The sequence below is a fragment of the Bartonella sp. A05 genome (assembly GCF_026930145.1).
Lineage (GTDB): Bacteria > Pseudomonadota > Alphaproteobacteria > Rhizobiales > Rhizobiaceae > Bartonella.
In genome coordinates this window covers 165,415-191,953 of the sequence record NZ_JANHOJ010000001.1, presented here as the reverse complement: position 1 = coordinate 191,953, position 26,539 = coordinate 165,415, and the positions used below count along the sequence as shown (strand labels likewise).

Annotated in this window: 25 protein-coding genes; 12 read left to right on the top strand and 13 right to left on the bottom strand. The window is 39.5% G+C overall.

The window, feature by feature from the left end:
• Window positions 1-131: 131 nt before the first annotated feature.
• Window positions 132-1,142: an Hsp33 family molecular chaperone gene (locus tag NPX98_RS00770; RefSeq protein ID WP_269022053.1), complete on the bottom strand. Its 1,011-nt coding sequence runs from the start codon at window positions 1,140-1,142 to the stop codon at window positions 132-134.
• Window positions 1,135-2,346, bottom strand: a complete 1,212-nt coding sequence (locus NPX98_RS00765) for an aspartate aminotransferase family protein (RefSeq protein WP_269022052.1) — start codon at window positions 2,344-2,346, stop codon at window positions 1,135-1,137. Before NPX98_RS00765 ends, NPX98_RS00770 begins: the two co-directional genes overlap by 8 nt.
• Window positions 2,347-2,788: 442 nt before the next feature.
• On the opposite strand from NPX98_RS00765, the gene NPX98_RS00760 reads away from it, so the two are divergent.
• Window positions 2,789-3,322 (top strand): GcrA family cell cycle regulator, encoded by a 534-nt coding sequence (locus tag NPX98_RS00760; RefSeq protein ID WP_269022051.1) that lies wholly within the window; start codon window positions 2,789-2,791, stop codon window positions 3,320-3,322.
• Between the two features lie 284 nt (window positions 3,323-3,606).
• Here NPX98_RS00760 and NPX98_RS00755 read toward each other — a convergent pair whose 3' ends face one another.
• From NPX98_RS00755 to ccmA, 5 genes are read right to left on the bottom strand one after another with little or no spacing between them, the layout of a single operon-like run.
• Window positions 3,607-4,230: a DsbE family thiol:disulfide interchange protein gene (locus NPX98_RS00755; RefSeq protein ID WP_269022050.1), complete on the bottom strand. Its 624-nt coding sequence runs from the start codon at window positions 4,228-4,230 to the stop codon at window positions 3,607-3,609.
• Window positions 4,205-4,456, bottom strand: a complete 252-nt coding sequence (locus NPX98_RS00750; RefSeq protein WP_269022049.1) for a hypothetical protein — start codon at window positions 4,454-4,456, stop codon at window positions 4,205-4,207. Before NPX98_RS00750 ends, NPX98_RS00755 begins: the two co-directional genes overlap by 26 nt.
• A 5-nt stretch (window positions 4,457-4,461) precedes the next feature.
• Entirely contained in the window at window positions 4,462-5,226 is a 765-nt protein-coding gene (locus tag NPX98_RS00745; RefSeq protein WP_269022047.1) for a heme ABC transporter permease, read from the bottom strand.
• 45 nt (window positions 5,227-5,271) lie between these two features.
• A complete protein-coding gene (gene ccmB / locus NPX98_RS00740) occupies window positions 5,272-5,937 on the bottom strand; it encodes a heme exporter protein CcmB (protein WP_269022046.1) in 666 nt (221 codons plus the stop codon).
• Window positions 5,934-6,560 carry a heme ABC exporter ATP-binding protein CcmA gene (gene ccmA / locus NPX98_RS00735; protein ID WP_269022045.1) on the bottom strand — a complete coding sequence of 209 codons (627 nt, stop codon included), beginning with the start codon at window positions 6,558-6,560 and terminating at the stop codon, window positions 5,934-5,936. Before ccmA ends, ccmB begins: the two co-directional genes overlap by 4 nt.
• Before the next feature lie 294 nt (window positions 6,561-6,854).
• On the opposite strand from ccmA, the gene acnA reads away from it, so the two are divergent.
• The 10 genes from acnA to cyoD all read left to right on the top strand — a co-directional run bounded on the left by acnA (window position 6,855) and on the right by cyoD (window position 19,597).
• On the top strand, window positions 6,855-9,542 hold the full coding sequence (gene acnA, locus NPX98_RS00730; RefSeq protein ID WP_269022044.1) for an aconitate hydratase AcnA: 2,688 nt from the start codon (window positions 6,855-6,857) through the stop codon (window positions 9,540-9,542).
• A gap of 221 nt (window positions 9,543-9,763) precedes the next feature.
• The gene (gene rpsT / locus NPX98_RS00725; protein WP_269022043.1) at window positions 9,764-10,030 is read left to right on the top strand and encodes a 30S ribosomal protein S20; all 267 of its coding nucleotides are present in this window, start codon (window positions 9,764-9,766) and stop codon (window positions 10,028-10,030) included.
• A 708-nt stretch (window positions 10,031-10,738) separates the two neighbouring features.
• A complete protein-coding gene (gene dnaA, locus NPX98_RS00720; protein ID WP_269022042.1) occupies window positions 10,739-12,313 on the top strand; it encodes a chromosomal replication initiator protein DnaA in 1,575 nt (524 codons plus the stop codon).
• Window positions 12,314-12,502: 189 nt separating this feature from the next.
• On the top strand, window positions 12,503-13,627 hold the full coding sequence (dnaN, locus tag NPX98_RS00715) for a DNA polymerase III subunit beta (protein WP_269022041.1): 1,125 nt from the start codon (window positions 12,503-12,505) through the stop codon (window positions 13,625-13,627).
• Between the two features lie 12 nt (window positions 13,628-13,639).
• Window positions 13,640-14,794 carry a DNA replication/repair protein RecF gene (gene recF / locus NPX98_RS00710; RefSeq protein WP_269022040.1) on the top strand — a complete coding sequence of 385 codons (1,155 nt, stop codon included), beginning with the start codon at window positions 13,640-13,642 and terminating at the stop codon, window positions 14,792-14,794.
• A 42-nt stretch (window positions 14,795-14,836) separates the two neighbouring features.
• Window positions 14,837-15,301, top strand: a complete 465-nt coding sequence (aroQ, locus tag NPX98_RS00705; RefSeq protein WP_269022039.1) for a type II 3-dehydroquinate dehydratase — start codon at window positions 14,837-14,839, stop codon at window positions 15,299-15,301.
• 118 nt (window positions 15,302-15,419) lie between these two features.
• Window positions 15,420-16,391, top strand: coding sequence for a ubiquinol oxidase subunit II (gene cyoA, locus NPX98_RS00700; protein ID WP_269022038.1), 972 nt, complete (start codon window positions 15,420-15,422; stop codon window positions 16,389-16,391).
• Window positions 16,392-16,469: 78 nt separating this feature from the next.
• Window positions 16,470-18,488 carry a cytochrome o ubiquinol oxidase subunit I gene (cyoB, locus tag NPX98_RS00695; RefSeq protein ID WP_269022037.1) on the top strand — a complete coding sequence of 673 codons (2,019 nt, stop codon included), beginning with the start codon at window positions 16,470-16,472 and terminating at the stop codon, window positions 18,486-18,488.
• Window positions 18,485-19,159, top strand: a complete 675-nt coding sequence (locus tag NPX98_RS00690) for a cytochrome (ubi)quinol oxidase subunit III (RefSeq protein WP_269022036.1) — start codon at window positions 18,485-18,487, stop codon at window positions 19,157-19,159. The genes cyoB and NPX98_RS00690 overlap by 4 nt, the downstream gene beginning before the upstream one ends.
• Window positions 19,160-19,597: a cytochrome o ubiquinol oxidase subunit IV gene (gene cyoD, locus NPX98_RS00685; protein ID WP_269022035.1), complete on the top strand. Its 438-nt coding sequence runs from the start codon at window positions 19,160-19,162 to the stop codon at window positions 19,595-19,597.
• A gap of 212 nt (window positions 19,598-19,809) precedes the next feature.
• Here cyoD and fabI read toward each other — a convergent pair whose 3' ends face one another.
• The 3 genes from fabI to fabA form a co-directional block, all read right to left on the bottom strand.
• Window positions 19,810-20,628 (bottom strand): enoyl-ACP reductase FabI, encoded by an 819-nt coding sequence (gene fabI, locus NPX98_RS00680; protein ID WP_269022034.1) that lies wholly within the window; start codon window positions 20,626-20,628, stop codon window positions 19,810-19,812.
• Window positions 20,629-20,692: 64 nt separating this feature from the next.
• Complete coding sequence (gene fabB / locus NPX98_RS00675) at window positions 20,693-21,913, bottom strand: beta-ketoacyl-ACP synthase I (protein ID WP_269022033.1); 1,221 nt, start codon at window positions 21,911-21,913, stop codon at window positions 20,693-20,695.
• Between the two features lie 57 nt (window positions 21,914-21,970).
• Complete coding sequence (fabA, locus tag NPX98_RS00670; RefSeq protein ID WP_269022032.1) at window positions 21,971-22,480, bottom strand: 3-hydroxyacyl-[acyl-carrier-protein] dehydratase FabA; 510 nt, start codon at window positions 22,478-22,480, stop codon at window positions 21,971-21,973.
• A 279-nt stretch (window positions 22,481-22,759) separates the two neighbouring features.
• Here fabA and irrA point away from each other — a divergent pair, with 279 nt between their 5' ends.
• The gene (gene irrA, locus NPX98_RS00665) at window positions 22,760-23,212 is read left to right on the top strand and encodes an iron response transcriptional regulator IrrA (protein WP_269022031.1); all 453 of its coding nucleotides are present in this window, start codon (window positions 22,760-22,762) and stop codon (window positions 23,210-23,212) included.
• Window positions 23,213-23,273: 61 nt separating this feature from the next.
• On the opposite strand, the gene NPX98_RS00660 is transcribed toward irrA, so the two are convergent.
• The 3 genes from NPX98_RS00660 to NPX98_RS00650 all read right to left on the bottom strand — a co-directional run bounded on the left by NPX98_RS00660 (window position 23,274) and on the right by NPX98_RS00650 (window position 26,537).
• Entirely contained in the window at window positions 23,274-23,831 is a 558-nt protein-coding gene (locus NPX98_RS00660) for an SH3 domain-containing protein (protein WP_269022030.1), read from the bottom strand.
• 460 nt (window positions 23,832-24,291) lie between these two features.
• A complete protein-coding gene (locus tag NPX98_RS00655; RefSeq protein ID WP_269022029.1) occupies window positions 24,292-25,158 on the bottom strand; it encodes a C40 family peptidase in 867 nt (288 codons plus the stop codon).
• Window positions 25,155-26,537 carry a leucyl aminopeptidase family protein gene (locus NPX98_RS00650; protein WP_269022028.1) on the bottom strand — a complete coding sequence of 461 codons (1,383 nt, stop codon included), beginning with the start codon at window positions 26,535-26,537 and terminating at the stop codon, window positions 25,155-25,157. Before NPX98_RS00650 ends, NPX98_RS00655 begins: the two co-directional genes overlap by 4 nt.
• Window positions 26,538-26,539 lie beyond the last annotated feature (2 nt).

The window sequence follows — 26,539 nt, the reverse complement described above, 5'->3', positions numbered from 1 at the left end:
TTGTTTTTATGATGGTTGGGTTTGATTAATATATGAAAAACATAACTGTTTTTTAACAGCTTTGTCGTTTCTAAAAGTAAAAGCGATTATTTAAGAGAAAGAGCACTTCTTTATCATAAAAGGAGGGGGAATTATGCTTTTTCTTCAGAAAGTTCTTCTGGTTTGAAATGATAGATTGTTGAGCAAAATTCACACGTAACGGAAATTTTTTGGTTTTCGATCATTTTGGAACGTTCTTCAGTGGAAAATTTGTCTAGGATGTTTTTAATTTTTTCACGTGAACAGGAACATTGATCCGTAATAATAGAGGTTTTAAAAACTTTGATATCCCGTTCGTGAAAGAGACGGAACAGTAATTGTTCCGTGTTGACTTGGGGGTCAGTAAGTTCTGCATTTTCGATGGTTCCAATGAGCGCTTTAACTTCTCGCCATTGATCTTCAAGTTGGGTACGGGTTTTGGGTTCTGCTGATTTTTGATTGGCTTCGTGTGTTTTATGATGGGATGATGCTTGGGGTAAGAATTGTGTCAAAATACCTCCGGCTCGCCAACTTTTTTTTGGTTTTCCCTGTTGATCACGATCAATTAATCTTGCCACTGCGAGGCGGATATTGGTAGGAATTTGTTCTGATTGTTTAAAATAGGTATGGGCAACTTCCTGTAGATTTGATCCATCTAATGCAACGATCCCCTGATAATTCTGCGTATAGGCACCTTGATCAATTGTGAAGGCCAAAGTTCCTTTTCCAAGGAGCATTTCTGGTGATGTTTGGCCAGTGGTAATTGCTTGTTCTAATCTTTCTTTATCAAAATGAGCGTATCCGCGGAGACTGAAGGGGGTGGTAAAATCACAGACCAACATGCTTACTGGTCCATCAGAATGGGTTTGTAAAATGAATTTTCCCTCAAATTTAAGTGATGTCCCAAGCAAAACGGTTAAAACTAAAGTTTCTGCTAGAAGGTAAGAGACAGGTTCAGGATATTGATGCCTTGTGAGGATAGAATTTAAAGTGTCTCCAAGTTGTACAGCACGTCCACGGGTATCTAGTTCTTCAACTTGAAAGGGAACAACGGCATCATCTCTATTTAAGTAGACTTTATTAAAAGAGGCTTCATTATGGGCTGTTTCGTATTTTTCAGTCATATTTCTGTCTTTTTTTATTTGTCTGCGAAAGATGAGCAATTGCTTTTTCAATACGGTGCAAGCCTTCACACATTTCTTCTTCAGTGATAATAAGAGGAGGTAATAAGCGTACTATATTATTACCGGCACCAACACTCAAAATATATTCATTTTCTAATGCGTTGATGACATCATTTTGGGGAACTACGCACTGAATACCCACCATAAGCCCCATACCTTGAATTGAGCAAATAACGTCAGGATAAGAGTCGAGGATGATGGAAAGTCCTTGTTTTAGCTTATTACCCATGTCTTGAACATGATTCAAAAAGCTTGGTTCTGAGATAATATCCAAAATGCTGTTGCCCACAGCCATGCCAAGAAGATTTCCTCCGAATGTTGAGCCATGGGTTCCTGGTGTCATGCTTTTTGCAGCTTTTTCGGTTGCAAGACAAGCTCCTAATGGAAATCCGCTACCTAATCCTTTTGCGAGAGTAAGAATATCAGGTGTAATATTGCTCCATTCATAGGCAAAAAGTTTTCCTGTCCGTCCAATGCCGGTCTGTACTTCGTCTAAAATTAATAACAGATTATTTTCATCACATAATTTGCGTAAAAGTCTTAGAGTTTCATGAGATACTGTCCGAATGCCTCCTTCTCCTTGAATGGGTTCAATAAGGATAGCAGCAGTTTTTTCATTGATGGCCTCACGTAAAGCTTTTTCATCCCCAAAGGGAACTTGAATAAAGCCACCTGCTTTGGGACCAAAACCTTCAAGATATTTGTCTTGTCCGCTGGCTGCAATTGTTGCGAGCGTCCGGCCATGAAATGCACCTTCAAAAGTGATGATTTCAACGCGTGTTGGCTGATTGGATGCATAATGATAGCGACGAGCTGTTTTGAATGCGCATTCCAATGCTTCTGCTCCAGAGTTGCAGAAAAAAACCTTATCCGCAAAGCTGTTTGCACAAAGACGCGCAGCAAATATTTCTTGTTCAGGTGATTGAAAAAGATTGGAAACATGCCAAAGTTTTTCAGCTTGTACTCTAATAGCATCAATCAGTTTCGGATGAGCATACCCTAAAGAATTGACAGAAATACCAGATGTGAAATCAAGATAACGCTCTCTTTTATTAGAAATAAGCCATACTCCATGCCCGCGTTCGAAATGTAAATTGCGTCGAGCAAAGACATTATAAAGTGATTGCATAGAGGTTGTACACATTATTATTTCCTTTGTTTTTAAGTGCTGCAACACAACAAAAAAACAACGCTAAATTTATTTTCGTAGTGTGTGGTCAGTGCCGCGCTGTAATAGATTATCGCTCCAATTTATAAAAATCAATTTAAGGTTTCGAAAATGTGTATTTGTATGTAAATTTCAGAGCAAGAGTAAGAGATTTTTTCTATGCTTGATTCGCAAGTTGGGGAAAACATTTTTAAAAGTACTCTTCGAGGAGTAAATACTCTTGTCATAGAGTGAGTGCATATTGTAGTTTAAGCAACTGAATGAGGATTGTATTTCTGTTTGTAAATTCCATGGGTTGAATGAGGTCTGATGGTGCTTGGCTAGAGCATAGAGTTTTTCACTTGGCGATTAAAATAGAGTTAAGGCATTTGAAGTGCTACTTGAGCATCTCAATGCGGTGATTAAGATGGAGTTCTGTATGAGTTGGACAGATGAACGTGTTGAGCTTCTTAAGAAGTTTTGGAGTGAAGGTTTAAGTGCTAGCCAGATTGCAGCTCAATTAGGTGGGGTTAGTAGAAATGCAGTGATTGGTAAGGTGCACCGGCTGAAATTGCCAGGACGTGGTAAAACAACACAAGTCGTATCACGCACGCAAAAAATACTCTCTGGTGTCAGTTCAACAGTGCCTAGAACACGCCGTTCTGTACCACCAGTATTGCCAGAAAATGCTCTCTCTACTAGCTCTGAAGATATGGCTTTAAAGATAGATTTTATCGCTGAAGAGGTGGTAGAAAGTGATGTTCCTGTACAATCAAATGTTGTTATGCCTGTGTCGCGCCATTTGAATCTTTTACAACTGAGTGAGCATACATGTAGATGGCCAGTTGGAGACCCTTTGTTATCAGATTTTCATTTTTGTGGTGCTGATTCTGGTGAAAGCAATCCTTATTGCGCTTTTCATGCTAAACTAGCATTTCAGCCTTTTTCAGAGAGACGCCGGATGAGAATATAATATTTCAAAAGATGTTTAGTATTGGAATATATTTCATAATTCCTTTTATTTCAGAGTATAAAATTTCTGTTTTATGAAATGATAAATCAGCTCCGATTTTGATCAGACTCTTTAAAGTAAACATCAGCAAGCCGCTTTAAATCACGCTATCTTCTAACACAAAACTGTGGCTTGCTCCGTAATAAAACCAAACATTAAAAATATTGCGTCATTGTTTTTATAATCAAGATTTATGATTTCTGGGGGGTATAGAGATATATTTCTCAATATGTGTTAGAGTATTTTTACTTGTTTTTTCCCGATGGGTTATTGATTGTTGAAATTTTTTCTATAAGAGCTGTTTCAATTTTGGGCAGGAGTTGTTGCTGAAAAGTTTGCCAAGTTAAGGGGCCAGTATGTTTAGCGATGATGATATTCTTTTTGTTCAAAATAAAGGTTTCTGGTGGTCCATATACACCCCAGTTAATGCCTGTATGACCTGACACATCCAAACCAATAAATTTAAAAGGATTGCCAAAATTGGTTAAAAAACGTTGAGCATTATTTTTGTTATCCTTGTAATTAATTCCAATAAGATTAAAGCGTTTATCTTTTGCAATTTGCATAAGAGTCGCGTGTTCTTCATGACAGGATAGACACCAAGAACCCCAAAAATGAATGAGTGTCACGTGTCCTTTAAATTGTTCTAAATTTAAAAAGCCCTCATTGTTTAATAAGGGGAGATTGATTTTTGGAGCTGGTTTTCCTTCTAATGCATTTTGGGTGATAGAACGATCATAGGTATGTTGGCTGTTCATAGATTTAAAGAGCAGCATAATCAAAAGGAGAAAAAGAAAAAACGGTCCAAACAGGACACATAAAATTGGTAAAGGTATATTTTTTTTAAGTTTTAGATGTGTGATTTTCACTATATTTGGCTTTCCAAGTCAGCTCTTTTGTCTGCAGCTGTCTTAGGATTTTTTTTTGGCGTATACCTTTATGAAGAATATGCCCCACAAAACAAAGCAGAATAATTGCAGATAACATGTAACTTAAAACAACAATTTGCTCATGATGAAGGGTTCCAAGGAAAAAATCAATTCTCTGGGAGAAATTTCCTAAAAATTCGCTTTGGTTGTTATTTATGTTGGGCATGATGATTAGGAATCCTGGTGTCGGGCGCGATGAGCTGCTTTGGTTTGAAGCATTTGGATATGACGACGGGTGATTTCATTTTGCATAGCCATGAGATGCAATAGGATGAATAGAAAGGTAAAGCAAAACATCATGACTATAAGCGGCCATAGCATGGTTTTATCAATGGTGGTGCCACCTGAACGTAAAAGTGATGCTGATTGGTGAAGCGTGTTCCACCAATTAACGGAGAATTTTATAATGGGGATATTGACTGATCCAACCAGTGTTAGAATTGCTGTGGCGCGTGCAGCTTTGATTCGGTTATCGAAAGCACATGAAAGTGAGACGATGGCAAGGTAGATAAAAAACAGGATCAAAAACGATGTTAGTCTCGCATCCCATACCCACCATGTTCCCCATGTGGGACGGCCCCATAGAGCTCCTGTTATCAAAGTTAAAACTGTAAACATTGCTCCAATGGGTGCACCACATTTGAGTGCTATATCAGCAAGATAATAATCCCAAAACAGACTGCTCAGTGCGGCGACACTCATCATAGTGTAACAGAATAGGGATAGCCACGCGAATGGTACATGAAGATACATAATTCTGACGGTGATTCCTTGTTGATAGTCATCGGGGGAGTTTATAATCAAGACAAGCCCTAAGCTCAGAAAAAATAATGTGGTGCCGGTTAACCAAGGTAAAGCAAAACTGCTTATTTTCATAAAACGGTTGGAATTTATGAGGGAAGGTTTCGTTTTTTGTGTGTATGATAATTCATTCATGGATTTATAATAAGCAGACTTTAGTTTTGCGGCAATTATCTTTTATTATTCGGATAAATATTTGAGTGTTATAGCGGTAACAAAAGAGCTGAAGATACTCCAAAAGAGAGAACAAGCAAGAAGAAGAGCTAAAGCAGAGAGAAAGGAAACATTGGGCATTGTTGGAGCTCTAGCAGCCGAAACGCCAAAAATGATGATTGGAATTGCCCATGGTAAGATGATAATAAAGATGAGAAGAGTATTGTGTAGCAATGATGTTGCTAATGCTGCACCAATAGCTCCGATAAAAGTGATGGCAGGTGTTCCACATAAGAGGGTCAGCATTGTTGCAAAAGTTGTTGTGGCATCTAAATGGAGCATAAACGCCAAGATCGGAGTAACAAAAATAAGAGGAAGCATAGTTCCTGCCCAATGAGCAAAACATTTTATGAAAACAATCAGTGTTAGACTTTGTCTTTGATCGGAGAGGATGAATTGGTCGAGATTTCCGTCATCACGATCATTTTGAAAAAGTGTATTAAGGTTGAGAAGACTTGCGAGAAGGGCGCCAAGCCATAATATTCCAGGGCCTATTCGTGCAAGAATGTTTGAATCTGGCCCAATTGCAAAAGGGGTTATCAGGATGACGGCAATAAAAAATAAGAGTTCTGTGAACAAAGAAGCTTGTGGCGTTAAAGCTAATTTAAAATCGCGCCAGAAGAGTGCTTTCATTTTATTCCCTCTTGAGAAGGTAGAAAATGTTCTAGAGCGATCGCACGGTTTTCTGGAAGGCCGAGGGGCATATGGGTTGCAGCAATAATCATTCCGCCTTGGTTAAGATGTTTCTGGAAAAGATTGGTACAGAGAGCTTGAGCATGGTTATCCAGTCCATATGTTGGTTCATCTAAAATCCAAATAGGGCGATAGGATAGTAAAAGGCGGGCGATGGCAACACATCTTTGTTGCCCGTTTGATAGAACTCTGAAGGGTAAGTGTCCAAGATCAGCAAGGCCAACATCTGCGAGAGCTTGATAAGGATGACGAAGTTGTTGTCCGTAGAACGCAGCCCAAAATTGCAAATTATCGATAACGGATAAAGAGGATTTCATGGCATTTTGTGTGCTGAGATAATGACATGCTGCTGCTAAAGGGTATGTTTGTTCATTATCCTGAAGCATGACATGACCTTCAGTGGCTTTAAGAAGACCGACAATGATTCGAAGTAATGTCGATTTTCCGATACCATTAGGGCCTGTGATTGTCATAAGTTGTTGTGGGAGTAGACAAAAGGAAAGATCTTGAAAAAGGATTTTTTCATTTCTGTGTACCGTCAGATTTTTGCCCGATAATATCATGTAATTATCTGTTGTCCGTTATTTCGTATGACATTTATTGTATTATAAGGCAAAAAACACGTTAATTTTTATGCAATTGTATCTAGAATAATTCTAGGAATAGTTCTATAAAGCGTATATTACATCTGTATCCGGTATAAAATGGATTTTTATGTTGATCTCCGAATATGCCGATGAAAAGACGGGGAATGGATGGTGAAGATGATTTCACCCGCGCTCAAGCTGTGATAGTGATGTGTAGTTTGTGTTGTTCATTCCAGGAAATGGGTGGCTTGTAATATAAGGGCGGACGTCATGTCTCGAATTGATAGTTTTAATTGTCGCAAAACTTTAAAAGTTGGTGACAAGGAATATGTTTATTATAGCTTGATCGCAGCAGAACAGAATGGACTTGAAGGTGCTTCCCGTTTGCCATTTTCAATGAAAGTTCTTCTTGAAAATTTATTAAGGTTTGAAGATGGTCGTACTGTCAAGAAAGAAGATATTTTAAATGTCATTAAGTGGTTCAATGATAAAGGCAGTGCTGGTGCTGAAATTGCTTATCGACCTGCGCGTGTTCTAATGCAAGATTTTACCGGTGTTCCTGCCGTTGTTGATCTTTCTGCGATGCGGGATGCTATGGTTAATCTTGGGGAAGATCCTAAAAAGATTAATCCGCTTATTCCCGTTGATCTCGTCATTGATCATTCAATTATCGTTGATAATTTTGGAAATTCGATGGCATTCAAACAGAATGTCGATCACGAATATGAGCGTAATAGTGAGCGCTATCGTTTTCTTAAGTGGGGACAGCAGGCTTTTCAAAACTTTCGCGTTGTTCCTCCGGGTACAGGAATTTGCCATCAGGTCAATCTGGAATATTTAGCACAATGTGTATGGATGAAAGATGATGGCGTTTGTAAAACTGTTTATCCTGACACATGTGTAGGAACTGACTCGCATACAACTATGGTGAATGGTTTGGGTGTTTTGGGTTGGGGTGTTGGTGGTATTGAAGCAGAAGCAGCAATGTTAGGGCAGCCAGTTTCAATGCTATTACCTGAAGTTATTGGTTTTCGTTTAACAGGTAAACTTAAGGAAGGTGTAACGGCTACCGATTTGGTATTAGTCGTTACGCAAATGTTGCGCAAAAAAGGTGTTGTTGGCAAATTTGTTGAATTTTTTGGTCCTGGTCTGGAACATATGAAGCTCGCTGATCGGGCGACAATTGCGAATATGGCACCTGAGTATGGGGCGACGTGTGGTTTTTTCCCAATTGATGAAGAAACAGTGCGTTATCTTAGTATGACGGGGCGTGATGAACATCGGATTGCTTTGGTGGAAGCCTATTCTAAGGCACAGGGGATGTGGCATGAAGAGAAAACGGTTGATCCTATCTTTAGTGACACAATTGAATTAGATATGGGAAGTGTTGTGTCCTCTATGGCTGGGCCTAAACGACCTGAAGGGCGGATTGCATTGGAAAATGTCGGGCAGGGGTTTGAGGCGGCATTGGTCACTGATTATAAGAAGACAAAAGGGCAAAATGACCGTTATAAGGTTGAAGGTGAGGGGTATGATCTTGGTCATGGGGATGTGGTGATCGCTGCCATTACTTCTTGTACCAATACATCAAATCCAAGTGTTCTTATTGCAGCAGGTCTTTTGGCGCGTAATGCTGTGAAGAAAGGTCTCAAAAGCAAACCGTGGGTGAAGACTTCTCTTGCTCCTGGTTCGCAGGTGGTTGAGGCTTATCTTCTCAATTCAGGTCTGCAGAAAGATTTAGATGCATTAGGATTTAATTTGGTGGGGTTTGGATGTACGACGTGTATCGGGAATTCTGGTCCTTTGCATCCAGCCATTTCCAGAACAATTAATGAGAATGGTTTAATTTCTGCGGCCGTTCTTTCTGGCAACCGTAACTTTGAAGGGCGTGTATCGCCTGATGTACAGGCGAACTATTTGGCTTCACCACCGTTAGTTGTGGTGCATGCTTTGGTGGGAACAGTGCGTAAGGATTTAACCAAGGAACCTATAGGCCAAGGTTTGGATGGTCAACCAGTTTACTTAAAAGATATTTGGCCAACTTCTGCAGAAATACAGGCGTTCATTGAAAACAATGTCACTCGTGATATTTTTGTTGAGAAGTATGCAGATGTGTTTAAGGGAGACGAAAACTGGCAAAAAGTTCAGGTCCCTGCGGGGGTTACCTATGCTTGGGATGATCAGTCAACTTATGTACGTAATCCACCTTATTTCGATGGTATGCTGAAAGTTCCTGGCGCATTAGCAGATATTAAGAATGCGCGGATCTTAGGATTGTTTGGGGATAAAATTACAACTGATCACATTTCTCCTGCTGGATCCATTAAGGTCGATTCGCCTGCTGGAAAATATTTGACCGATCACGGTGTTAAAGTGGCTGATTTTAACCAGTATGGAACGCGTCGTGGGAATCATGAAGTTATGATGCGTGGAACATTTGCCAATATTCGTATTCGTAATTTTATGTTGGGCGAAAATGGTTGTGAAGGAGGCTATACAGTTCATTATCCATCGCAGAATGAAGAAACAATTTATGATGCCGCAATGGCCTATAAGCGTGAAGAGGTTCCGCTTGTTGTTTTCGCTGGTATTGAATATGGGAATGGGTCATCTCGTGATTGGGCAGCTAAAGGCACTAATCTTCTTGGTGTCAAGGCAGTGATTGCTCAATCTTTCGAGCGTATTCATCGGTCTAATCTTGTTGGTATGGGAATCGTTCCTTTTGTGTTTGAAGCAGGTCAAAGTTGGCAATCATTTGGTTTGAAAGGGGATGAGCAGGTAACGATTGAAGGGATCAACCATTTGAGGCCTCGTCAGAAGACTATCGCTACAATTACTTTTTCTGATGGAGTTGTAAAAACGATTCCATTATTGTGTCGTGTCGATACTGAGGATGAGTTGGATTATCTGCATCATGGTGGTATTTTGCAATATGTTTTGCGTAATTTAGCAGTTTAGACCATTTTATCTGCTTAAGAGCTTGTATAAAGGGGGTATTAAGGGGAGGGGCTTTGTTGATTTTTTGTATTTATTTGTGAGAATTCAATTGACGTCAGCTTTATGGTTACGTTATAAGCTCGCTGGAGATAAATAGCTTTATCATTTGAATTTGTTTTATTATGGTATCAATGTCTCTGGAGATGTTGTTGCCAGTCAGTTTGAAAGAAAGAGATAGATTTATGGCGAATACACCTTCGGCCAAGAAAGCTGTGCGCAAGGTCGCAGCGCGCACGCAGGTCAACAAGGCCCGCCGTTCACGCGTTCGTACTTTTATTCGTAAATTTGATGACGCTTTAGCTGGTGGAGATAGGGCATTTGCGGAAGCGGCGTTTAAGAATTTTGAACCCGAAATCATGCGTGCGGTTTCTAAGGGGGTTTTTCACAAAAATGCTGCGGCACGAAAAGTGTCACGTTTGGCAAAACGCTTGAAAACTCTTAGCATTTAAGCTTTAATACCTTCTATAGGTTAAGCCAGTATTCATATGGATGCTGGCTTTTATTTTTTTTTGTAGTCATTTTGTAAGGGACTACCCAGAGTTATTTTTACTGAAAAATACAGGAAATTTATAGTATTTAGATAGTTATCCACAAGCTCTGTGGATTTTAAAAGAGTCTTTTCTGTCAAGCTTTTTTTTATTTTTTTTTTTATGAATTGGATTCTTTAATGGTTGGTAAATTTGGTGCAAAAAAAGTGAATTGAATCAATTAGCTTTCCCATTTGTCTTTTACTCTTGCATGCTTATGATGATTTTTTGTGGCATTTTGACTGTATTTGAACCTCTTGCATTTTACCTGTTCTGTTTTGTATTGTTCCTATGGAAACTGAAAAATCACAAAGTTTAATCAGTTAAGCGCTATACGTAAAAATTATACGTAAGAGTTTTAGTTTACGTGAATTGTAAACTGTGTAAATCTTTAAGCGGGTTGGGTTCTATAACGGTTTTTTTGGGTTTCTTTTGTTGGTGTGTTCCATTCTGAGGGACATATTATACAATCAGTGCAAAATGAATTTTATTGGTATTTTTGTTCGTTGGATTGTAATGAGTCTATCCTAAGGGGGGGATAAATCTTATTTGGGAAGGAGTGTTTGCCTTCGCTAAGTGGATTTTTAGCTGTTTGGCAGGACAAGATTGTAGTTTTTATCGGGATGAAATATGGTGGATAAATTAGACGTTAAAACTAGTTCCTTTAAAAAGGTTTCTATGGATCTCCTGTCGACAGAGAGAATGATAAATAGAATGACAAATGTGAATGAAACAGTTAGCACAAGCCCGGCTGTAGGACATACGGTTGTTTCCGAAGAGGAAGGTGCAGCTGCTTTTGCGCGTGTGATGGCGCAATTAAAAGTGCAAGTTGGCATTGAGGCTTATACCAGTTGGTTTGGTCGTTTGAAGCTTGCCGAGTATAATCGTAACCTTGTGAAGCTTTCTGTTCCTACAGCATTTTTGCGTTCGTGGATTAATAATCATTACGGTTCTCTTCTAACCAATTTATGGAAACAGGAGAATTCAGCGGTTCTACGCGTTGAAGTTATTGTTCGGGGTATGAAGCGCGTTTCAAAAGATGTTGTCTGTGGGACGGTTGGGAATCCTGTTGTTATTGATTCTGAAGAGCGGGTTCCTTCATCTTTTGTTGAGAATTATTCTGAGCCTTCAGTGAAGGATGTTCAAATGGGCGTTTTTGGTTCACCGCTTGATTCTCGCTATACTTTTGAGAGTTTTGTCGAAGGAGCTTCTAACCGTGTTGCTTTAGCTGCAGCGCGTTCGATTGCAGAGGGACATAAAAGTGCTTTGCGATTTAATCCTCTTTTTATCCATGCATCTGTTGGTTTGGGAAAAACGCATTTGCTTCAAGCTATTGCAGCTGCTGCACTAAAACGTTTGACATCTGTTCGAGTTATTTATTTGACCGCTGAATATTTTATGTGGCGTTTTGCTACGGCTATTCGTGATAATGATGCTCTTTCTTTTAAAGAGCAGCTTCGTGACATTGATATTTTAATTATTGATGATATGCAATTTTTACAAGGGAAGTCGATTCAGCATGAATTTTGCCATTTGCTCAACATGTTGCTTGATAGTGCAAAGCAAGTTGTTGTTGCTGCTGATCGTCCACCAGCAGAGCTAGAATCGCTTGATCTTCGAGTTCGGTCTCGTCTTCAGGGGGGAGTTGCCCTTGAAATTGAAGCACCAGATTATGAAATGCGTTTGAGAATGTTGCGCCAACGGTTGAAGGTAGCACAGCGAGATGACAATACGGTAGCAATTTCTGATGATATTTTGGAGTATATTGCTAAAGCAGTTTTAGGATCGGGTCGTGATCTTGAAGGAGCATTTAATCAGCTATTATTCCGTCAGTCGTTTGAGTCTGATTTGTCTTTAGAGCGGATTGATGAATTATTGGGTCACTTAACGCGTTCAGGTGAGCCTAAGCGTATTCGAATTGAAGAAATTCAACGTGCGGTTGCTCGTCATTATAATGTTTCTAAGCAGGATTTATTATCTAATCGTCGAACGCGTACAGTTGTTAAGCCGCGACAAGTTGCAATGTATTTGGCCAAAGTGTTGACGTCTCGCTCATTGCCTGAAATTGGACGTCGTTTTGGAGGGCGTGATCACACGACAGTTTTACACGCTGTGCGCAAAATTGAAGATTTGGTTTGTGATGATCAAACTTTAGCTAAGGAGCTTGAATTGCTTAAGCGTTTGATTGGAGAACAGGTTGCATAGGATTTGTTTTTGTTCATTCATCTATCGAAAATGCTGGAGAGATGGATAAAGGGAATGATTTTTGTTTATAGGGTTTTCTGTTGCCATTTTTGTGCAGGTTGAATAGACTTAAAATTCTGATTCTTTTAAGTGAATTGATTGATTTTGGGTTGTTTACAGGTGTTGTGGAAGTGTTAAAGAGGGATTTTTATGCGCATTACAGTTGATCGCAGTCGATTTCTCAAATCTCTTGGTCGTGTTCACCGTGTGGTCGAGCGTCGTAATGTTATTCCTATTTTGTCGAATGTACTGATTGATGCAGGCAATGACGGTGTGCAATTAAAAGCGACAGATCTTGATCTGGAAGTAATAGAGTCTTGCGTTGCTAATATTGAGCAGTCAGGAGCGACGACTGTTCCTGCGCATTTGCTTTATGATATTGTTCGTAAGTTTCCTGATGGTAGTGAGATTACGTTAGCCGTTGACGAAAAAAAACAGGCGAAGACAATGTCTGTGGTCTCTGGTCGTGCAAATTTTCATCTACAGTGTCTTCCTAAGGAAGACTTTCCGGAGTCGCTTCCGGGGCAGTTTAATAGCCGTTTTGCTTTATTGGCATCGAGTTTAAAGCGTTTGCTTGATTGTACACAATTTGCGATGTCTACTGAGGAAACGCGTTATTATCTTAATGGTATTTATTTTCACGTTGTTGACGATGGCGCTTTAAAATTACGTTTGGTTGCTACTGATGGTCATCGTTTAGCGCAAGTTGATATGAATGCACCTTCAGGGATTGATGATATGCCGGGTGTTATCATCCCCCGTAAAACTGTAGGAGAATTACAAAAGCTTTTTGCAGAGGAAGCTGATAGCGACGTGTGTATAGAGCTATCAGAAACGAAGATTCGTTTTTCCGTAGGCTCTGTGATTCTGACATCAAAATTAATTGATGGGCAATTTCCGGAATATCAGCGTGTTATTCCTCATGGAAATGATAAGAAATTGACTGTAAATCGGCAGGATTTTTCTTCTGCAGTTGATCGTGTTTCAACAATTTCAAGTGATCGCGGGCGTGCAGTGAAATTAACGATTGAAAATGGGTTGTTGAAGCTTGTGGTTAGTAATCCAGATTCGGGAAGTGCAGAGGATCAATTGGTTGCAGATTATACATCTGATCCGCTTGAGATAGGTTTTAATTCACGTTATCTTTTGGATATTGCTGCGCAACTTTCAAGTGATGAGATCGTTTTTATGCTGGCTGAGCCTGGAGCGCCAGCTCTGATTTGTGATAATGGTGATGCAGATGCGCTTTATGTGCTTATGCCCATTCGTGTTTAAGGGTGATACGTTTTGCAATGCATTACTGACCATGTGCATAAGGTGTCAGTAAGGCAGTTAAAGTTAGCGCATTATCGCAATTATTGCTCTCTCAATATTCATTTCTCAGGTCAGCATGTCGTTTTTACTGGTCATAATGGTGCTGGTAAGACCAATCTTTTGGAAGCATTATCTTTTCTTTCACCTGGTCGCGGTTTGCGGCGTGCGGCTTATTCTGATGTCAATTTTTCTGAGGGTGGAGGTGCAGGGTTTGTTGTGTTTGCTCATCTTCAATGTGCGCTTTATGGTGAAGTGGATATTGGTACGGCTTTAAAGGATGGTGATAGCGGTCGAAAAATACATATCAACGGTGTATATGGGGCAAGTGATTGTTTAACAGAATATTGTCATATTAGTGTATTGACTCCTGCTATGGATGGTCTTTTTACTGGGGCTTCGCTTGATCGACGCCGTTTTTTGGATCGTATGGTTTTGTCTATTGATCCTTCACATGGTCGTCGTATAGCGGATTATGAGAAAGTTATGCGCGCGCGCAATCGTTTATTTGCGGATGGAAATGGAGATCGTGCTTGGTTTGAGGCTTTAGAAATGCAGATGGCTGAACTTGCAACAGCTATTGCAGCAGCACGAATTGATGTGATTCGCCTTTTAAATGATATGTTTGCACCAACATTGGTTGGTACACCTTTTCCACGGGCTTTTCTACAAATTGATGGGTTTTTGGAAATAGCTCTTGAAGAGATGTCGGCGATTGAGGTTGAAGAGCAATTTTTTAATCGATTGCGTAACAATCGTGCGGTGGATTGTGCTGCAGGGCGAGCATTGGAGGGGCCACATCGTACAGATTTGCAGGTTTTTTATGCAGATAAGAATATAGCTGCGGCATCTTGTTCAACGGGTGAACAGAAAGCTTTGCTGATAGGTTTGATTTTGTGTCACGCACGCTTAACAGGTATGATATCAAATATGGCGCCTATTCTCCTTTTTGATGAAATTGCTGCTCATCTTGATTCTTATCGGCGTTCTGCTTTATTTGATATTCTTGATGATTTAGGAGGGCAAACATTTATGACAGGAACGGATCGCATTTTATTTGATTCTTTGAAAGGGCGGGCAGAGTTCTTTGAGATTGAGAATGGAGCTTTATTTCAGCTCGAAACATGCTAATCGTTTTTTGATGGGGTAGTGATTGAGAAGAAGAGGCTTATCGTGTCTACTATTGTAACGGTTTTAAATGGTCCTAATTTGAATTATCTTGGTAGACGTGAGCAAGAAATTTATGGCACTGAAACTTTGGAAGATATTAGACAACTTTGCAAGGAGTGTGCAACGAGACTAGGTATTACGTTGCAATTCCACCAAAGTAATTGCGAAGGTCAATTAATAGATTGGATACAGGAAGCCATTGGAGTAAGTGCTGGTTTGGTAATTAATCCAGCTGCTTATAGTCATACGTCTATTGCTATTCTTGATGCATTAAAGGCATTTTCAGGACCGATAGTAGAAGTGCATTTGTCGAATATTTATCAGCGTGAAGTTTTTCGTCACCATTCTTATGTTTCCATGGCCGTGGATGCAGTTCTTGCTGGATGTGGGAGTGAAGGATATCGGTTTGCACTTGAATATATTGCTAAGCGGTTTAAGTGTGCTATAAAGGCATCAGAAATTGGATAATATAGGTATTAAATTTACTGAATGATTGTTTCGGATAAGTAGTGGTGCTTATAAGGTGCTATCATTATATTTACATGTTGAAGGGCAATTTCTAGTGCATATAGTGGGTCAGATAAGAATGAGAAACTTTGTTGAACAAATAAGGATACTCGTAGTTTTAGTGGCAGCACTGCTTTTATCTGGTTGTAATATTGATGTTCTTCAGCCAGCGGGATATGTTGCACGCCAACAACTTACATTAATTATTGTGTGTGTTGTTGTTATGCTTTGCGTTGTTATTCCAGTGATGATTGCGGTGGTATTTTTGGCTATTAAATATCGAGCGTCTAAAACAACAGAAGACTATTTACCCGATTGGGGGCATTCAAATAAGATTGAAGCTTTTATGTGGGGTGTCCCGATTATAATTGTAACGGTTTTAGGTTTATTGACAGCCTATTATACTTATAAGCTTGAGCCTTCGAATGCGCTTCCAGTGGATGTTGCCGGTGAAGAGAAGCCGCTGCAAGTAAATGCTGTTGCTCTCGATTGGAAGTGGTTATTCATTTACCCTGAATATGGTGTTGCATCGATCAATGAAATGTATGTGCCAGAAGGTCGTCAAGTATTGTTGCAGTTAACATCAGAGAGTTCTGTTAATGCATTTTGGGTACCAAAACTTGGTACGGTTCTTTATGCTATGCCACAGATGAATTCTAAGTTGCATTTGGTGGCTGATGAAACAGGGGTATTCAAGGGAAGCTCAGCGAATTATAGTGGTGATGGTTTTGCAAATATGCGTTTCCTATGGCATTCTGTATCTTTGAAGGATTTCGATGATTGGATTGCTAAGGTTCGAGCCAATGGTCAGAAACTTGATCGCGTATCTTATCGTCAGCTTTCTATCTCGCCGCGTATGGGTGATATTGCTGCAAAAGAAAAGGATGCTAAAGTACGTTATTTTGCGCCTGTTGAAAAGCGGCTTTATTATCGGATTGTCAATCGGTGTGTTGATGAAAATACGACATGTAATGAAGATTTAATGAAGCGTGCTGCAGCGCAGACACTTTGGGGTACACTTTGTTCTGTTTTTGATCCGAGTGTTATTTAGAGAGTATCAATCGAGAAAGATCCCTTTTTTAACAATAAGGTTTTTTTTAAATGAAATTCATTTGATATGGGTTAAGAAATGTTTGGAAGACTTACAGATCCTACGGCTGGTGCTTTTCATGCACTTACACATGAGCCAATCGTTCTTTACACGTGTATTGCAATTGTTTTAGGTGGCTTATTCGCTGTTATTGCTTTAACAGTGCTGGGATGGTGGGGAGCGCTTTGGCGAAATTGGATTACGACCGTTGACCATAAACGTATCGGTGTTATGTACATCATTCTTGGTATTGTTATGCTTGTTCGTGGTTTTGCTGATGCAATTATGATGCGAACACATCAGGCTTTGGCGCTTGGGAATGAAACGGCAGGTTATTTGCCACCTGAGCATTTCGACCAAATTTTTTCTGCTCATGGCGTTATTATGATTTTCTTTATGGCTACGCCGATTTTATTTGGTCTTTTCAATTATCTTTTACCGCTCCAGATTGGTGCTCGTGATGTTGCGTTTCCATTTGCAAATAATTTAGGGTTTTGGATGACGGTTGCGGCAGCGATATTAATTAATATATCGTTAGGTATTGGTAATTTTGGTCGTGGTGGTTGGCTGATGTATCCACCTTTTTCAGAGTTGCAAAATAGTCCAGATACAGGAGTGGATTATTATTTGTGGTCGCTTCAGCTTGCTGGTATCGCGACAACAATGGGAGCGATCAATATGGTCGTAACCATTATTAAACTGCGTGCTCCTGGAATGACAATGATGAGATTGCCCGTTTTTTGTTGGGCTGCTTTTGTTAGTAATGTTCTTATTTTGATTATTTATCCTGTTTTGACTGTAGCATTTGCATTGTTGACAGGTGATCGTTATTTGGGCATGAATTTTTTCACCAATACTGCTGGTGGTAATCCGATGGTGTGGATTAATTATGTTTGGATTTTTGGTCACCCTGAGGTTTATGTTTTGGTCATTCCTGCTTTTGGAATTGTTTCTGAAATTGTCCCCACCTTTTCTTCAAAGCGCTTGTTTGGCTACCCCTCAATGGTATGGGCTATTTTGGTTATTTTACTTCTTTCTCTTGTGGTTTGGGGTCACCATTTTTTCACAATGGGTGGAGGTGAAGCTGTAAATACCTTTTTTGGGGTTGCAACGATGATAATTGCAGTGCCGACAGGTGTTAAAGTCTTTAATTGGTTGTTCACTATGTACAAGGGGCGCATTCGTTTTGAGCCTCCAATGCTTTGGTGTCTTGGAATGATCTTTACATTTGTTGGTGGTGGGTTAACGGGTGTTTTGATGGCGATTGTGCCTGCTGATTGGCAGTTCCATAATTCCTTATTTTTGATAGCTCACTTTCACCATACGATTATCGGAGGTGTGATTTTTGCTTATTTGGCTGGGTTGGCTTTTTGGTTCCCGAAAGTTTTTGGCTTTAAACCAAACCGTATATTGGGTATTGCATCTTTCTGGTGCTGGTTTATTGGCTTTTACCTTGCATTCTTCCCAGTTTATGCACTTGGTTTGATGGGAGCTACACGTCGTCTTCAACATTATGTTGAGCCTGGTTGGCAGCCATTGTTTATTGTTGCTGCGGTAGGTGCTTTCATTATTTTTCTTGGTATAGTTTGCTTTATTCTGCAAGTAGTTTTAGCGGTTTGGTATGGTATTAAGCATAAAGGATGCTTGCCAGTAACAACGAATGATCCTTGGGGAGATGCACGTACGCTTGAATGGTCTGTCTCTTCACCTCCGCCTGCTTATAATTTTGCAGTTATTCCAAAGGTGAATGATGAGGATGCTTATTGGGATATGAAAAAGAAAGGTGTTCAGCGTCAAACAAGTGGATTTGCAAAAATCCATATGCCATCCAATACATCGGCTGGAGTTATCGCAGGCTTTTTCTCCTTAGTTCTTAGTTTTGCGCTCGTATGGCATATTTGGTGGCTTGTTGCGATTGGATTTATTGGCTTTATGGCAACGATCATTTGTCATTCATTAACAGGTGATCACCATGGTTATTATATTCCAGCTGAAGAGGTGCAGAAAACAGAAGATGCCTTTACAGCTGTTCTTGAACAACAGGGAGTCAAAGCATGAGCGTGGTAACAATGAATAGTGCTGAGAATAACGCTGATATGGATCATCATCATGACAGTAGCTCAATAATGACATTTGGGTTCTGGATCTACATCCTTTCTGACTTAATCTTGTTCGCAACACTTTTTTCAAGTTTTGCAGTGTTTTCTGCCTCTTATGGTGGAGGTAAAGCTGGAAATGAATTTATTAATTTAAATTTTGTTTTGGTTGAAACCGCTATTTTGTTATTGTCATCAATTACTTATGGATTCGTAATGGTACAAGTCCATAAAAACAATCTTTCTGGTGTTCGCTTATGGATGGCTCTTACCTTTGTGCTTGGAGCTTGTTTTATTGCCATGGAAATCTATGAATTCCATGAACTTTTGCACGAGGTATACTATTACGATTCTGGTGCTTATGCCGGGATTGATCCTGTAACGGGTGTACAGTTTTTTGGACGAGAAGTTTTATCCGCTTATTGGTCAGCATTTTTTGTTTTGGTTGGTACTCACGGTCTTCATGTGAGTGCTGGCTTGCTTTGGATGATTGTGATGTTTTTTCATCTGTGTCGTAAAGGTTTAGATCAAGATAACAAGACACGCTTAGCATGCCTTTCAATTTTCTGGCATTTGCTTGATATTGTTTGGATTGGTGTTTTTACCATGGTTTATTTATTAGGAGCAATGTAAATGAGTACACATCATAAAACACATGATCCAAGTACAGGTTCCTATATCGTTGGTTTTATTCTTGCTGTCATTTTTACTTTGGCCTCTTTCATCCCAGTCATGTATGGGATGTTAGAAGGTTGGGCAGTTAGTACGAAAGTCATTTATCTTATTGGGATGGCTCTCATCCAGATCGTTATACAGATTGTTTTCTTTTTGCACTTGAATTCTGGTCCAGATGCTAAGTGGAATCTGATTTCTTTGTGTTTTGGGGCTATGTGTGTTTTCATTATCATTGGAGGCACGTGGTGGGCTATTTCCTATTTGAATTATAATATGATGGGTGGCTCAGGAAGAATTGTTGAGCCAAAAATCTCAGAAGAAGTGCATGAGATTTTACCAGGATCACAATCATCAGAAACGCAAGTGCCGCTGGAACAGCCCTCTGATGTGCAGTAAGTGCCTGTAGAACAACTATCGGAAACGCAAGTATTTACGGTCATTGTCGAGAGATGTATCATTTTTTAATAAAAAAAGAGTGTTAATTCTAAAAATAGGAAACCAGCTTCGCTGCTTGCGAAGTTATTTTAGAGCTGACATCTTGTAAATTTAAATATTATTCAGAATTTATAGCTTTTCTTAAAGCAAGCGGTTCTATAGTTTTTTAGGAGTTATTCTTCCTGAGCCTCTTCGCTTTGCTTTAGTTCTTTAAGTGTTGGCATAGACATAATGTTATAGCCTGAATCAACATAATGAATCTCACCAGTAACGCCTGATGATAAATCAGAAAGCAAGTAAAGAGCAGATTTACCAATTTCATCAATGTTCACAGTACGACGTAGTGGTGCATTACGGCGTTGATATGAAAAGATTACGCGTGCAGCTGCAATACCATTGCCCGCTAAGGTTCGGACAGGACCAGCTGAAATAGCATTGACACGAATATTTTGAGGGCCAAAATCTGCAGCTAAATAGCGTACCATTGCTTCTAAAGCCGCTTTAGCGATACCCATAACATTATAATTAGGAACAACTTGCTGCGAAGCTCCATAAGTGAGCGTTAAAAGTGCACCGCCGTTGGGCATGAGTTTACCTGCGCGTTGAGCAACTTCAGTGAAAGAATAGGCTGAAATGACCATTGTGCGATTAAAGTTTTCACGCGTTGTAACATCAACATAACGCCCTTTTAGCTGTGTTTTATCTGAAAATCCAATAGCATGAACGACGAAATCAATCGTTTTCCATTTTTTTTCAAGATGTTCAAAAACACGGTCAATATCTTCAATTTTTTCAACATCACACTCAAGCAATAATTTACAACCAAGCTTTTCTGCCAATGGTTGAACGCGTTTTCCGAAAGCACTTCCTTGATAAGTAAATGCTAACTCAGCTCCTGCTTGTGCGAGCTGACATGCAATACCCCAAGCAATTGAATGGTCGTTTGCAACCCCCATAATAAGGCCACGTTTGCCCACCATCAAACCTTTCATATTATTCTCCGTAAAGACCGTACTAATTTCAATTAGCTAAAAAATCACTTACTATAAAAAACATTTATATATAACGTTGGAAAACGAGCGTTGCATTGGTTCCACCAAAACCAAATGTATTTGATAATACAGTATTAAGTTCCTGATAATCTCGACGTTCACGTACAATTGGCATATCGGTAAAAGCTGAATCAAGTTCTTCAATATGAGCGCTTTTGCAAATAAAATTATGATTCATCATGAGCAGTGTATAAATTGATTCTTGAACACCTGCTGCACCTAAGGAATGGCCAGTTAGAGATTTTGTCGCAGAAATTGGAGGGCACTGATCGCCTGTTCCGAAGATACGACGAATTGCTTCTATTTCAGGAGGATCTCCAACGGGCGTTGATGTCGCATGGGGATTGATGTAATCGATTTTATTTTTGACGGTTGCGAGAGCCATACGCATACAACGTTCAGCACCTTCACCAGAAGGAGCAACCATATCGTGTCCATCAGATGTAGCACCATAACCAATAATTTCTCCATAGATTTTTGCGCCACGTGCTTTAGCTAATTCCATCTCTTCGAGAACCAAAACGCCTGCACCACCAGCAATGACAAATCCATCACGATTGATATCATAGGCTCGAGAAGCATTTTCCGGCGTGTCATTATATTTACTGGACATAGCACCCATGGCATCAAACAAAACAGACAATGTCCAATCCAAATCTTCACAGCCTCCTGCAAAGATACGATTTTGTTTGCCATATTGTATCATCTCATAAGCATTGCCAATGCAATGGTTAGATGTAGCACAGGCCGAAGAGATTGAATAGTTCACACCTTTAATTTTGAAAAAAGTTGCAAGAGTTGCTGAGGCTGTGGAACTCATCGCTTTAGGAACCACAAAAGGGCCAATGCGTTTGGGGCCTTTTTGGCGTGTAATATCAGCAGCATCAACGATTGACTGAGTTGACGGCCCCCCAGAGCCCATAATAATACCAGTATGCTCATTGGATACCTCTCTAGGTTCTAGACCTGCATCAGTAATTGCTTGTTGCATGGCAATATGACACCAGGCTGTACCACGGCCGTGAAAACGCAAATCTCGTCGATCAACGAAGTCTTCTATATTAATATTTGGTTTGGCATAAACTCTGCTACGGAAGCCTAATTCAGCATATTCAGGTGCGTAAGAAATCCCTGATTTTGCTTCATACAAATTAGTTAAAACGGTTTGAGGTTCATTTCCAATTGCAGAAACGATTCCCATTCCGGTTACAACAACTCGACGCATTTATACCTCCTTGTTTCATACAGAGTAACAAAACGTCTTTTCTGATTGAAATAATGCTTAGTTTTCTTTGAACAAAGCAACGCGTAAGTCACTCGCTTTATAGATGGCTTCTCCATCTGCTTTTACCCATCCATCGGCTATTCCTAAGACCAAATTCCCACGTCGAATACGTTTAAAATCTATTCCGTATTCAAGCAGTTTAGTTTGTGGAGTTACCATACCTGATAATTTCACTTCACCTGTTGATATTGCTCGCCCTTTTCCTTGTTCACCTAACCAACCAAGAAAAAAACCTGTTAATTGCCACAGACCATCTAAGCCCAGACATCCTGGCATAACAGGGTCGTCAATAAAGTGACAATCAAAAAACCACAGGTTTGGAGTGATGTCAAACTCTGCACGAACCATTCCTTTATTATATTCACCACCAGTTTCACTGATTTGAGTGATTCGATGAACCATCAACATTGGTGGTGCAGGTAACTGCGCATTACCTGTACCAAACATTTCGCCGCGAGCGCAACAGAGAAGCTCTTCGTAAGTGTAGCGAGACTTTTGTTCAGCCATTATTACTCCATTTATTTACGTATATTTTTACCTCTACGCTTTTTACCAATTCGCTTTTAGAGCAAATTTTTAGGAGAGGGAAATGATTTTATCTCATTTTTAATGACAAAAAACCTTTTTTATGTATCCTATACCGTATGCCTTTGTTAATAGAAAAAATTTATATTCTATACTTTATCAATTTTGCTGAATTTTAACTTTGTTTAGATGTAAATATAGTGCGGTTTGAATATATTAGTGAATGCAAATGATTTAATATTGAATGAAGAGGAGCGGTCCATGAAAGGCCGTAAGAAAGTTGTGAATTATTATTCCGCATCTGAATTAGAAAGACATTTGCGTCAAAATGGTTTACGGCTAACGCGTCAGCGATTAGAACTTGCCAATATGATTTTTTCTCAGGGAAATCGTCATATTGCCGCTGAAGAGTTATATGAAGAGGCAATACAATCTGGTGTTCCTGTATCTTTAGCGACGGTTTATAATACACTTCACCAATTTACGGACGCTGGCTTGCTACGAATTATCGCTGTAGAAGGTTCAAAAACTTGGTTTGATACCAATACGTCTGACCATTATCACTTTTACATTGAGGGCGAAAATCGTATTCTTGATATTCCTTATAATTTGGATGAATTTCCTATTATCGAGAATCTACCTCAGCCACCGGAAGGTATGGAAATTTCGCATGTTGATCTAATCATTCGAGTGAAATCAAAGAGTCTTGCCTAACTTTAAGAATGAAGTTGTTCGATAAAGGATAAAAATCAAACGCGGTTGATTTGAAGCTTCTTTAATTTTTGATTTTTTCGTCAGGATAAATTCCCCATAATTGGGTTTGGGGAAGCCAGCCGCGGGTGTTATGAATATCAAGTTCGCACCAGAGTCCGTTACATTGGTGAATGTTCCCAATAATGTTGGGTTCTACCTCTGCAATAAGGTTCGCATCATCTGTTGGGGCTTTGCGAAACTTAAGTCTTTTTGTTTTATCTTTTTGCCACGGAATAGTTATTGCTGTCCGTTTTCCTGATAAAAGCGATTGGTAAACCCATCCTTCGTCGCCTTCAGCATCGCGAATTTTGCGCCATTGATCATATTCTTGGATGATTTCAACAGGCAGGCCTTGCTTTTGGTAAGTAAAGACAATAGCATAATTGCTTCCTGGTCCGACCCGTACATTAACGCGAGCAGGTTTAATTGAAGCAAATCGTGGAAGTGGTAAACCACTTGATCCCAAATTATTATTGCGTGCTTGTGCGTGCGGAGAAACGAGAAAATTTAACAAAAATAATCCTGTTATTAACACACATGATAAAGGTGCTGAAAATCGGAACAAGTTAGAACGTTTCACAATTAAACCTATTGTTTTTTGTATGTTTGTTATCCAAAATTCAGATAATATACTCAAAATTTCATTCAAGTTATAGCGCACTGCTTATTAAAGATATCTAAACAAATTTGTAGATACTTATAAAATAATTCAAATATACAACATCACATCTTTCTAGTTTGTAGATTTTTATATAGTCAGTCGTCTATATTGGAAATGCGGCATGGGATGAGAGGATCAGAGAAATGCTTTGGTTGATCTGTTTCTAGAGACTTTTAACGCGCTATAGATGTGATGTGAAGAAATATTACCAATTAATCTAGTTTTGCGGAAATGTGTGTTAAGAAAAATCACTCTTTTTTTGCATATGAGAGCAGTAATGATCGCGTATGACATTTTGCCAGCTACTGGGGGAGTGGATCTTTATAGCGCAATGTATAACAGAAAGATATGCGTATATAATTTTATATGCTGAGATATATTATGTTGCTTGAATGGGACGACGTTTTGCTACGGGATATTTATGCATCATAGCAATACGTGTGATTGCTTTTTCTAGAGGTTCGATTATGACATTCATAGAATGGCCATTTGCGTGAATAATATTGATATGATCAACCATAATGGCGACGTGACCTTCCCAAAAAATGAGATCACCTCGCTGAAGAGTATCACTTTCTGCGAGCTGCTTTCCTATCGTTTTTTGCTGCATGCTGGTATCGCGTGAAACTATATGGCCAGCCATCATCATGGAAAGTTGAACTAGCCCTGAGCAATCAATGCCAAAACCACTGACACCACCCCAAAGATAAGGTGTGAGAAGAAAAGTTTGTGCTACTGTGACATAATCTTCAAATACGTATCCTATAGGGTTGAGATGACAAGAAACAATGGCTTGTCCATTTTCAAGGATAGAATACATTGTGCCCCGTATTTCAGTTTCCTCAACAACACTTATTTTACTGCCCATAGATAAAGCGCTTTTGACTGATCCACGTAGGTCGGCTTGTAAATATAGAAAGGTACGCGGCACTGAAACAATATGCGTTTGTTTTGTAGTTGGTGTACTCAGAATTGTTGTATCAATATATCCCATATATCCGTCTTTGAGTGATTGGCTCCATGACATAGCTTCTTCTGGTTCAAAGATGAGTATTTCTTCTCCAAATAGATATTCCGTTTGCATTTCACTGGTTTTACTTCTCTCTTTGAATAAGCCCGCAACAGCTGTATTGATGCGTTTTTTTTCTCCTTGAACACAGGGTAGAACTGTCATTTCTTTTTCAATGTGCGGATCAGTGAGATCATCCCTAGATGTGTACAATTGTCGATCCTCTTTACGTGTCATTTGTATTCAACCTGATCTTTGAAAAGGTTATAGAGTGCACGGATAGCTTGTGCGGAACCACCGACAGGATAGCCTGGTTTTTCTTTTGGGGTCCATCCATAAAGATCAAAATGAGCAAAATATTCAGTTTTTTCAACAAAAGAATTAAGAAATAAAGCCGCTGTTATAGAACCAGCAAAGCTATGTCCTGTTATATTATTGAGATCAGCAATCGGTGATGATAATGCTTTCTTATAGGGCTTCCAAAGGGGCATTTGCCAAAGAGGGTCGGCAACGGCATTGGCAGATTGAGAAATTTTTTGTGCCCACATTGAGTCATTACAATAAAATGCAGGAAGATCAGGACCTAATGCTACGTTCGCTGCACCTGTTAAAGTAGCCATACAAAGCATGAATTGCGGGCTTTGTTCATCACCATAGGTTAATGCATCAGCAAGAATAAGTCGACCTTCAGCATCTGTATTGCCAACTTCAACACTTAAGCCTTTCCGACTTTGAAGAATATCATTTGGCCGGAAAGCATTAGCAGAAATTGCATTTTCCACAGCTGGGATTAGTACACGTAGACGGAAGGGAAGTTTTGCATCCATGATAAGTCTAGCTAGTCCTAAAACATGTGCTCCACCACCCATATCTTTTTTCATTAAGAGCATGTTATTTGCTGATTTAATGTCTAATCCTCCAGTATCAAAGGTTACTCCTTTTCCAACCAATGTTATTTGAGGATGGTTTTCTTGACCCCATTCGAGCTCAATGAGGCGTGGAGCGGAGCTGCTTGCTCGGCCTACGGCGTGAATCATTGGAAAATTATGTGTTAAAAGTTCATCGCCACAAATGCTTTTGACATGAGCGTTATAAACCTGTCCCAGTTGGTGCGCTGTTATCTCGATGGTTTCAGGGGTCATATCATTGGCTGGAATATTAATAAGATCACGAACCAAAAAAACAGTTTCATAAATTCGTTTGAGTTCATCTAGATCAATTGTGTCATGTACATGGATGGACAATGATTTGAGAGAAGGATTTTTGCGATAGCGGTTAAATTGGTAGCTTCCCAATGCTAATCCAAGATAGGTATTTATTTGATTTGCGGCTGTTCCTTCTAAGTGCCAATGGCCGGTGGGAAGGTTTTTGGCTAGGAGACCAGTGATAAAAGCTTCTTCACCATTGCCGAGACCAAATAAAACTTTTTTTAATTGCCCTGTTTCGTGAGGAACAAATAATATTTGCCCTGCTTTACCGGTAAAATTATTGACTGTCATCCATGCAGTTGTTGATGTATCAAACGATAAATCAGCAAGATTTTTTTGATTAACTAAGAGGATTGGACAGCTATTGTTAGCACGTGTTGAGGTGAAATTGATTTGGGGTTTGTGCATAT

Excerpts from the sequence above, each read along its gene's own strand:
- NPX98_RS00770 (WP_269022053.1), bottom strand. The coding sequence starts at position 1,142 with ATGACTGAAAAATACGAAACAGCCCATAATGAAGCCTCTTTTAATAAA.
- NPX98_RS00765 (WP_269022052.1), bottom strand. The coding sequence starts at position 2,346 with ATGTGTACAACCTCTATGCAATCACTTTATAATGTCTTTGCTCGACGC.
- NPX98_RS00760 (WP_269022051.1), top strand. The coding sequence starts at position 2,789 with ATGAGTTGGACAGATGAACGTGTTGAGCTTCTTAAGAAGTTTTGGAGT.
- NPX98_RS00750 (WP_269022049.1), bottom strand. The coding sequence starts at position 4,456 with ATGCCCAACATAAATAACAACCAAAGCGAATTTTTAGGAAATTTCTCC.
- NPX98_RS00745 (WP_269022047.1), bottom strand. The coding sequence starts at position 5,226 with ATGAATGAATTATCATACACACAAAAAACGAAACCTTCCCTCATAAAT.
- ccmB (WP_269022046.1), bottom strand. The coding sequence starts at position 5,937 with ATGAAAGCACTCTTCTGGCGCGATTTTAAATTAGCTTTAACGCCACAA.
- ccmA (WP_269022045.1), bottom strand. The coding sequence starts at position 6,560 with ATGATATTATCGGGCAAAAATCTGACGGTACACAGAAATGAAAAAATC.
- acnA (WP_269022044.1), top strand. The coding sequence starts at position 6,855 with ATGTCTCGAATTGATAGTTTTAATTGTCGCAAAACTTTAAAAGTTGGT.
- rpsT (WP_269022043.1), top strand. The coding sequence starts at position 9,764 with ATGGCGAATACACCTTCGGCCAAGAAAGCTGTGCGCAAGGTCGCAGCG.
- dnaA (WP_269022042.1), top strand. The coding sequence starts at position 10,739 with ATGGTGGATAAATTAGACGTTAAAACTAGTTCCTTTAAAAAGGTTTCT.
- dnaN (WP_269022041.1), top strand. The coding sequence starts at position 12,503 with ATGCGCATTACAGTTGATCGCAGTCGATTTCTCAAATCTCTTGGTCGT.
- cyoA (WP_269022038.1), top strand. The coding sequence starts at position 15,420 with ATGAGAAACTTTGTTGAACAAATAAGGATACTCGTAGTTTTAGTGGCA.
- cyoB (WP_269022037.1), top strand. The coding sequence starts at position 16,470 with ATGTTTGGAAGACTTACAGATCCTACGGCTGGTGCTTTTCATGCACTT.
- NPX98_RS00690 (WP_269022036.1), top strand. The coding sequence starts at position 18,485 with ATGAGCGTGGTAACAATGAATAGTGCTGAGAATAACGCTGATATGGAT.
- cyoD (WP_269022035.1), top strand. The coding sequence starts at position 19,160 with ATGAGTACACATCATAAAACACATGATCCAAGTACAGGTTCCTATATC.
- fabI (WP_269022034.1), bottom strand. The coding sequence starts at position 20,628 with ATGAAAGGTTTGATGGTGGGCAAACGTGGCCTTATTATGGGGGTTGCA.
- fabB (WP_269022033.1), bottom strand. The coding sequence starts at position 21,913 with ATGCGTCGAGTTGTTGTAACCGGAATGGGAATCGTTTCTGCAATTGGA.
- fabA (WP_269022032.1), bottom strand. The coding sequence starts at position 22,480 with ATGGCTGAACAAAAGTCTCGCTACACTTACGAAGAGCTTCTCTGTTGC.
- irrA (WP_269022031.1), top strand. The coding sequence starts at position 22,760 with ATGAAAGGCCGTAAGAAAGTTGTGAATTATTATTCCGCATCTGAATTA.
- NPX98_RS00655 (WP_269022029.1), bottom strand. The coding sequence starts at position 25,158 with ATGACACGTAAAGAGGATCGACAATTGTACACATCTAGGGATGATCTC.
- NPX98_RS00650 (WP_269022028.1), bottom strand. The coding sequence starts at position 26,537 with ATGCACAAACCCCAAATCAATTTCACCTCAACACGTGCTAACAATAGC.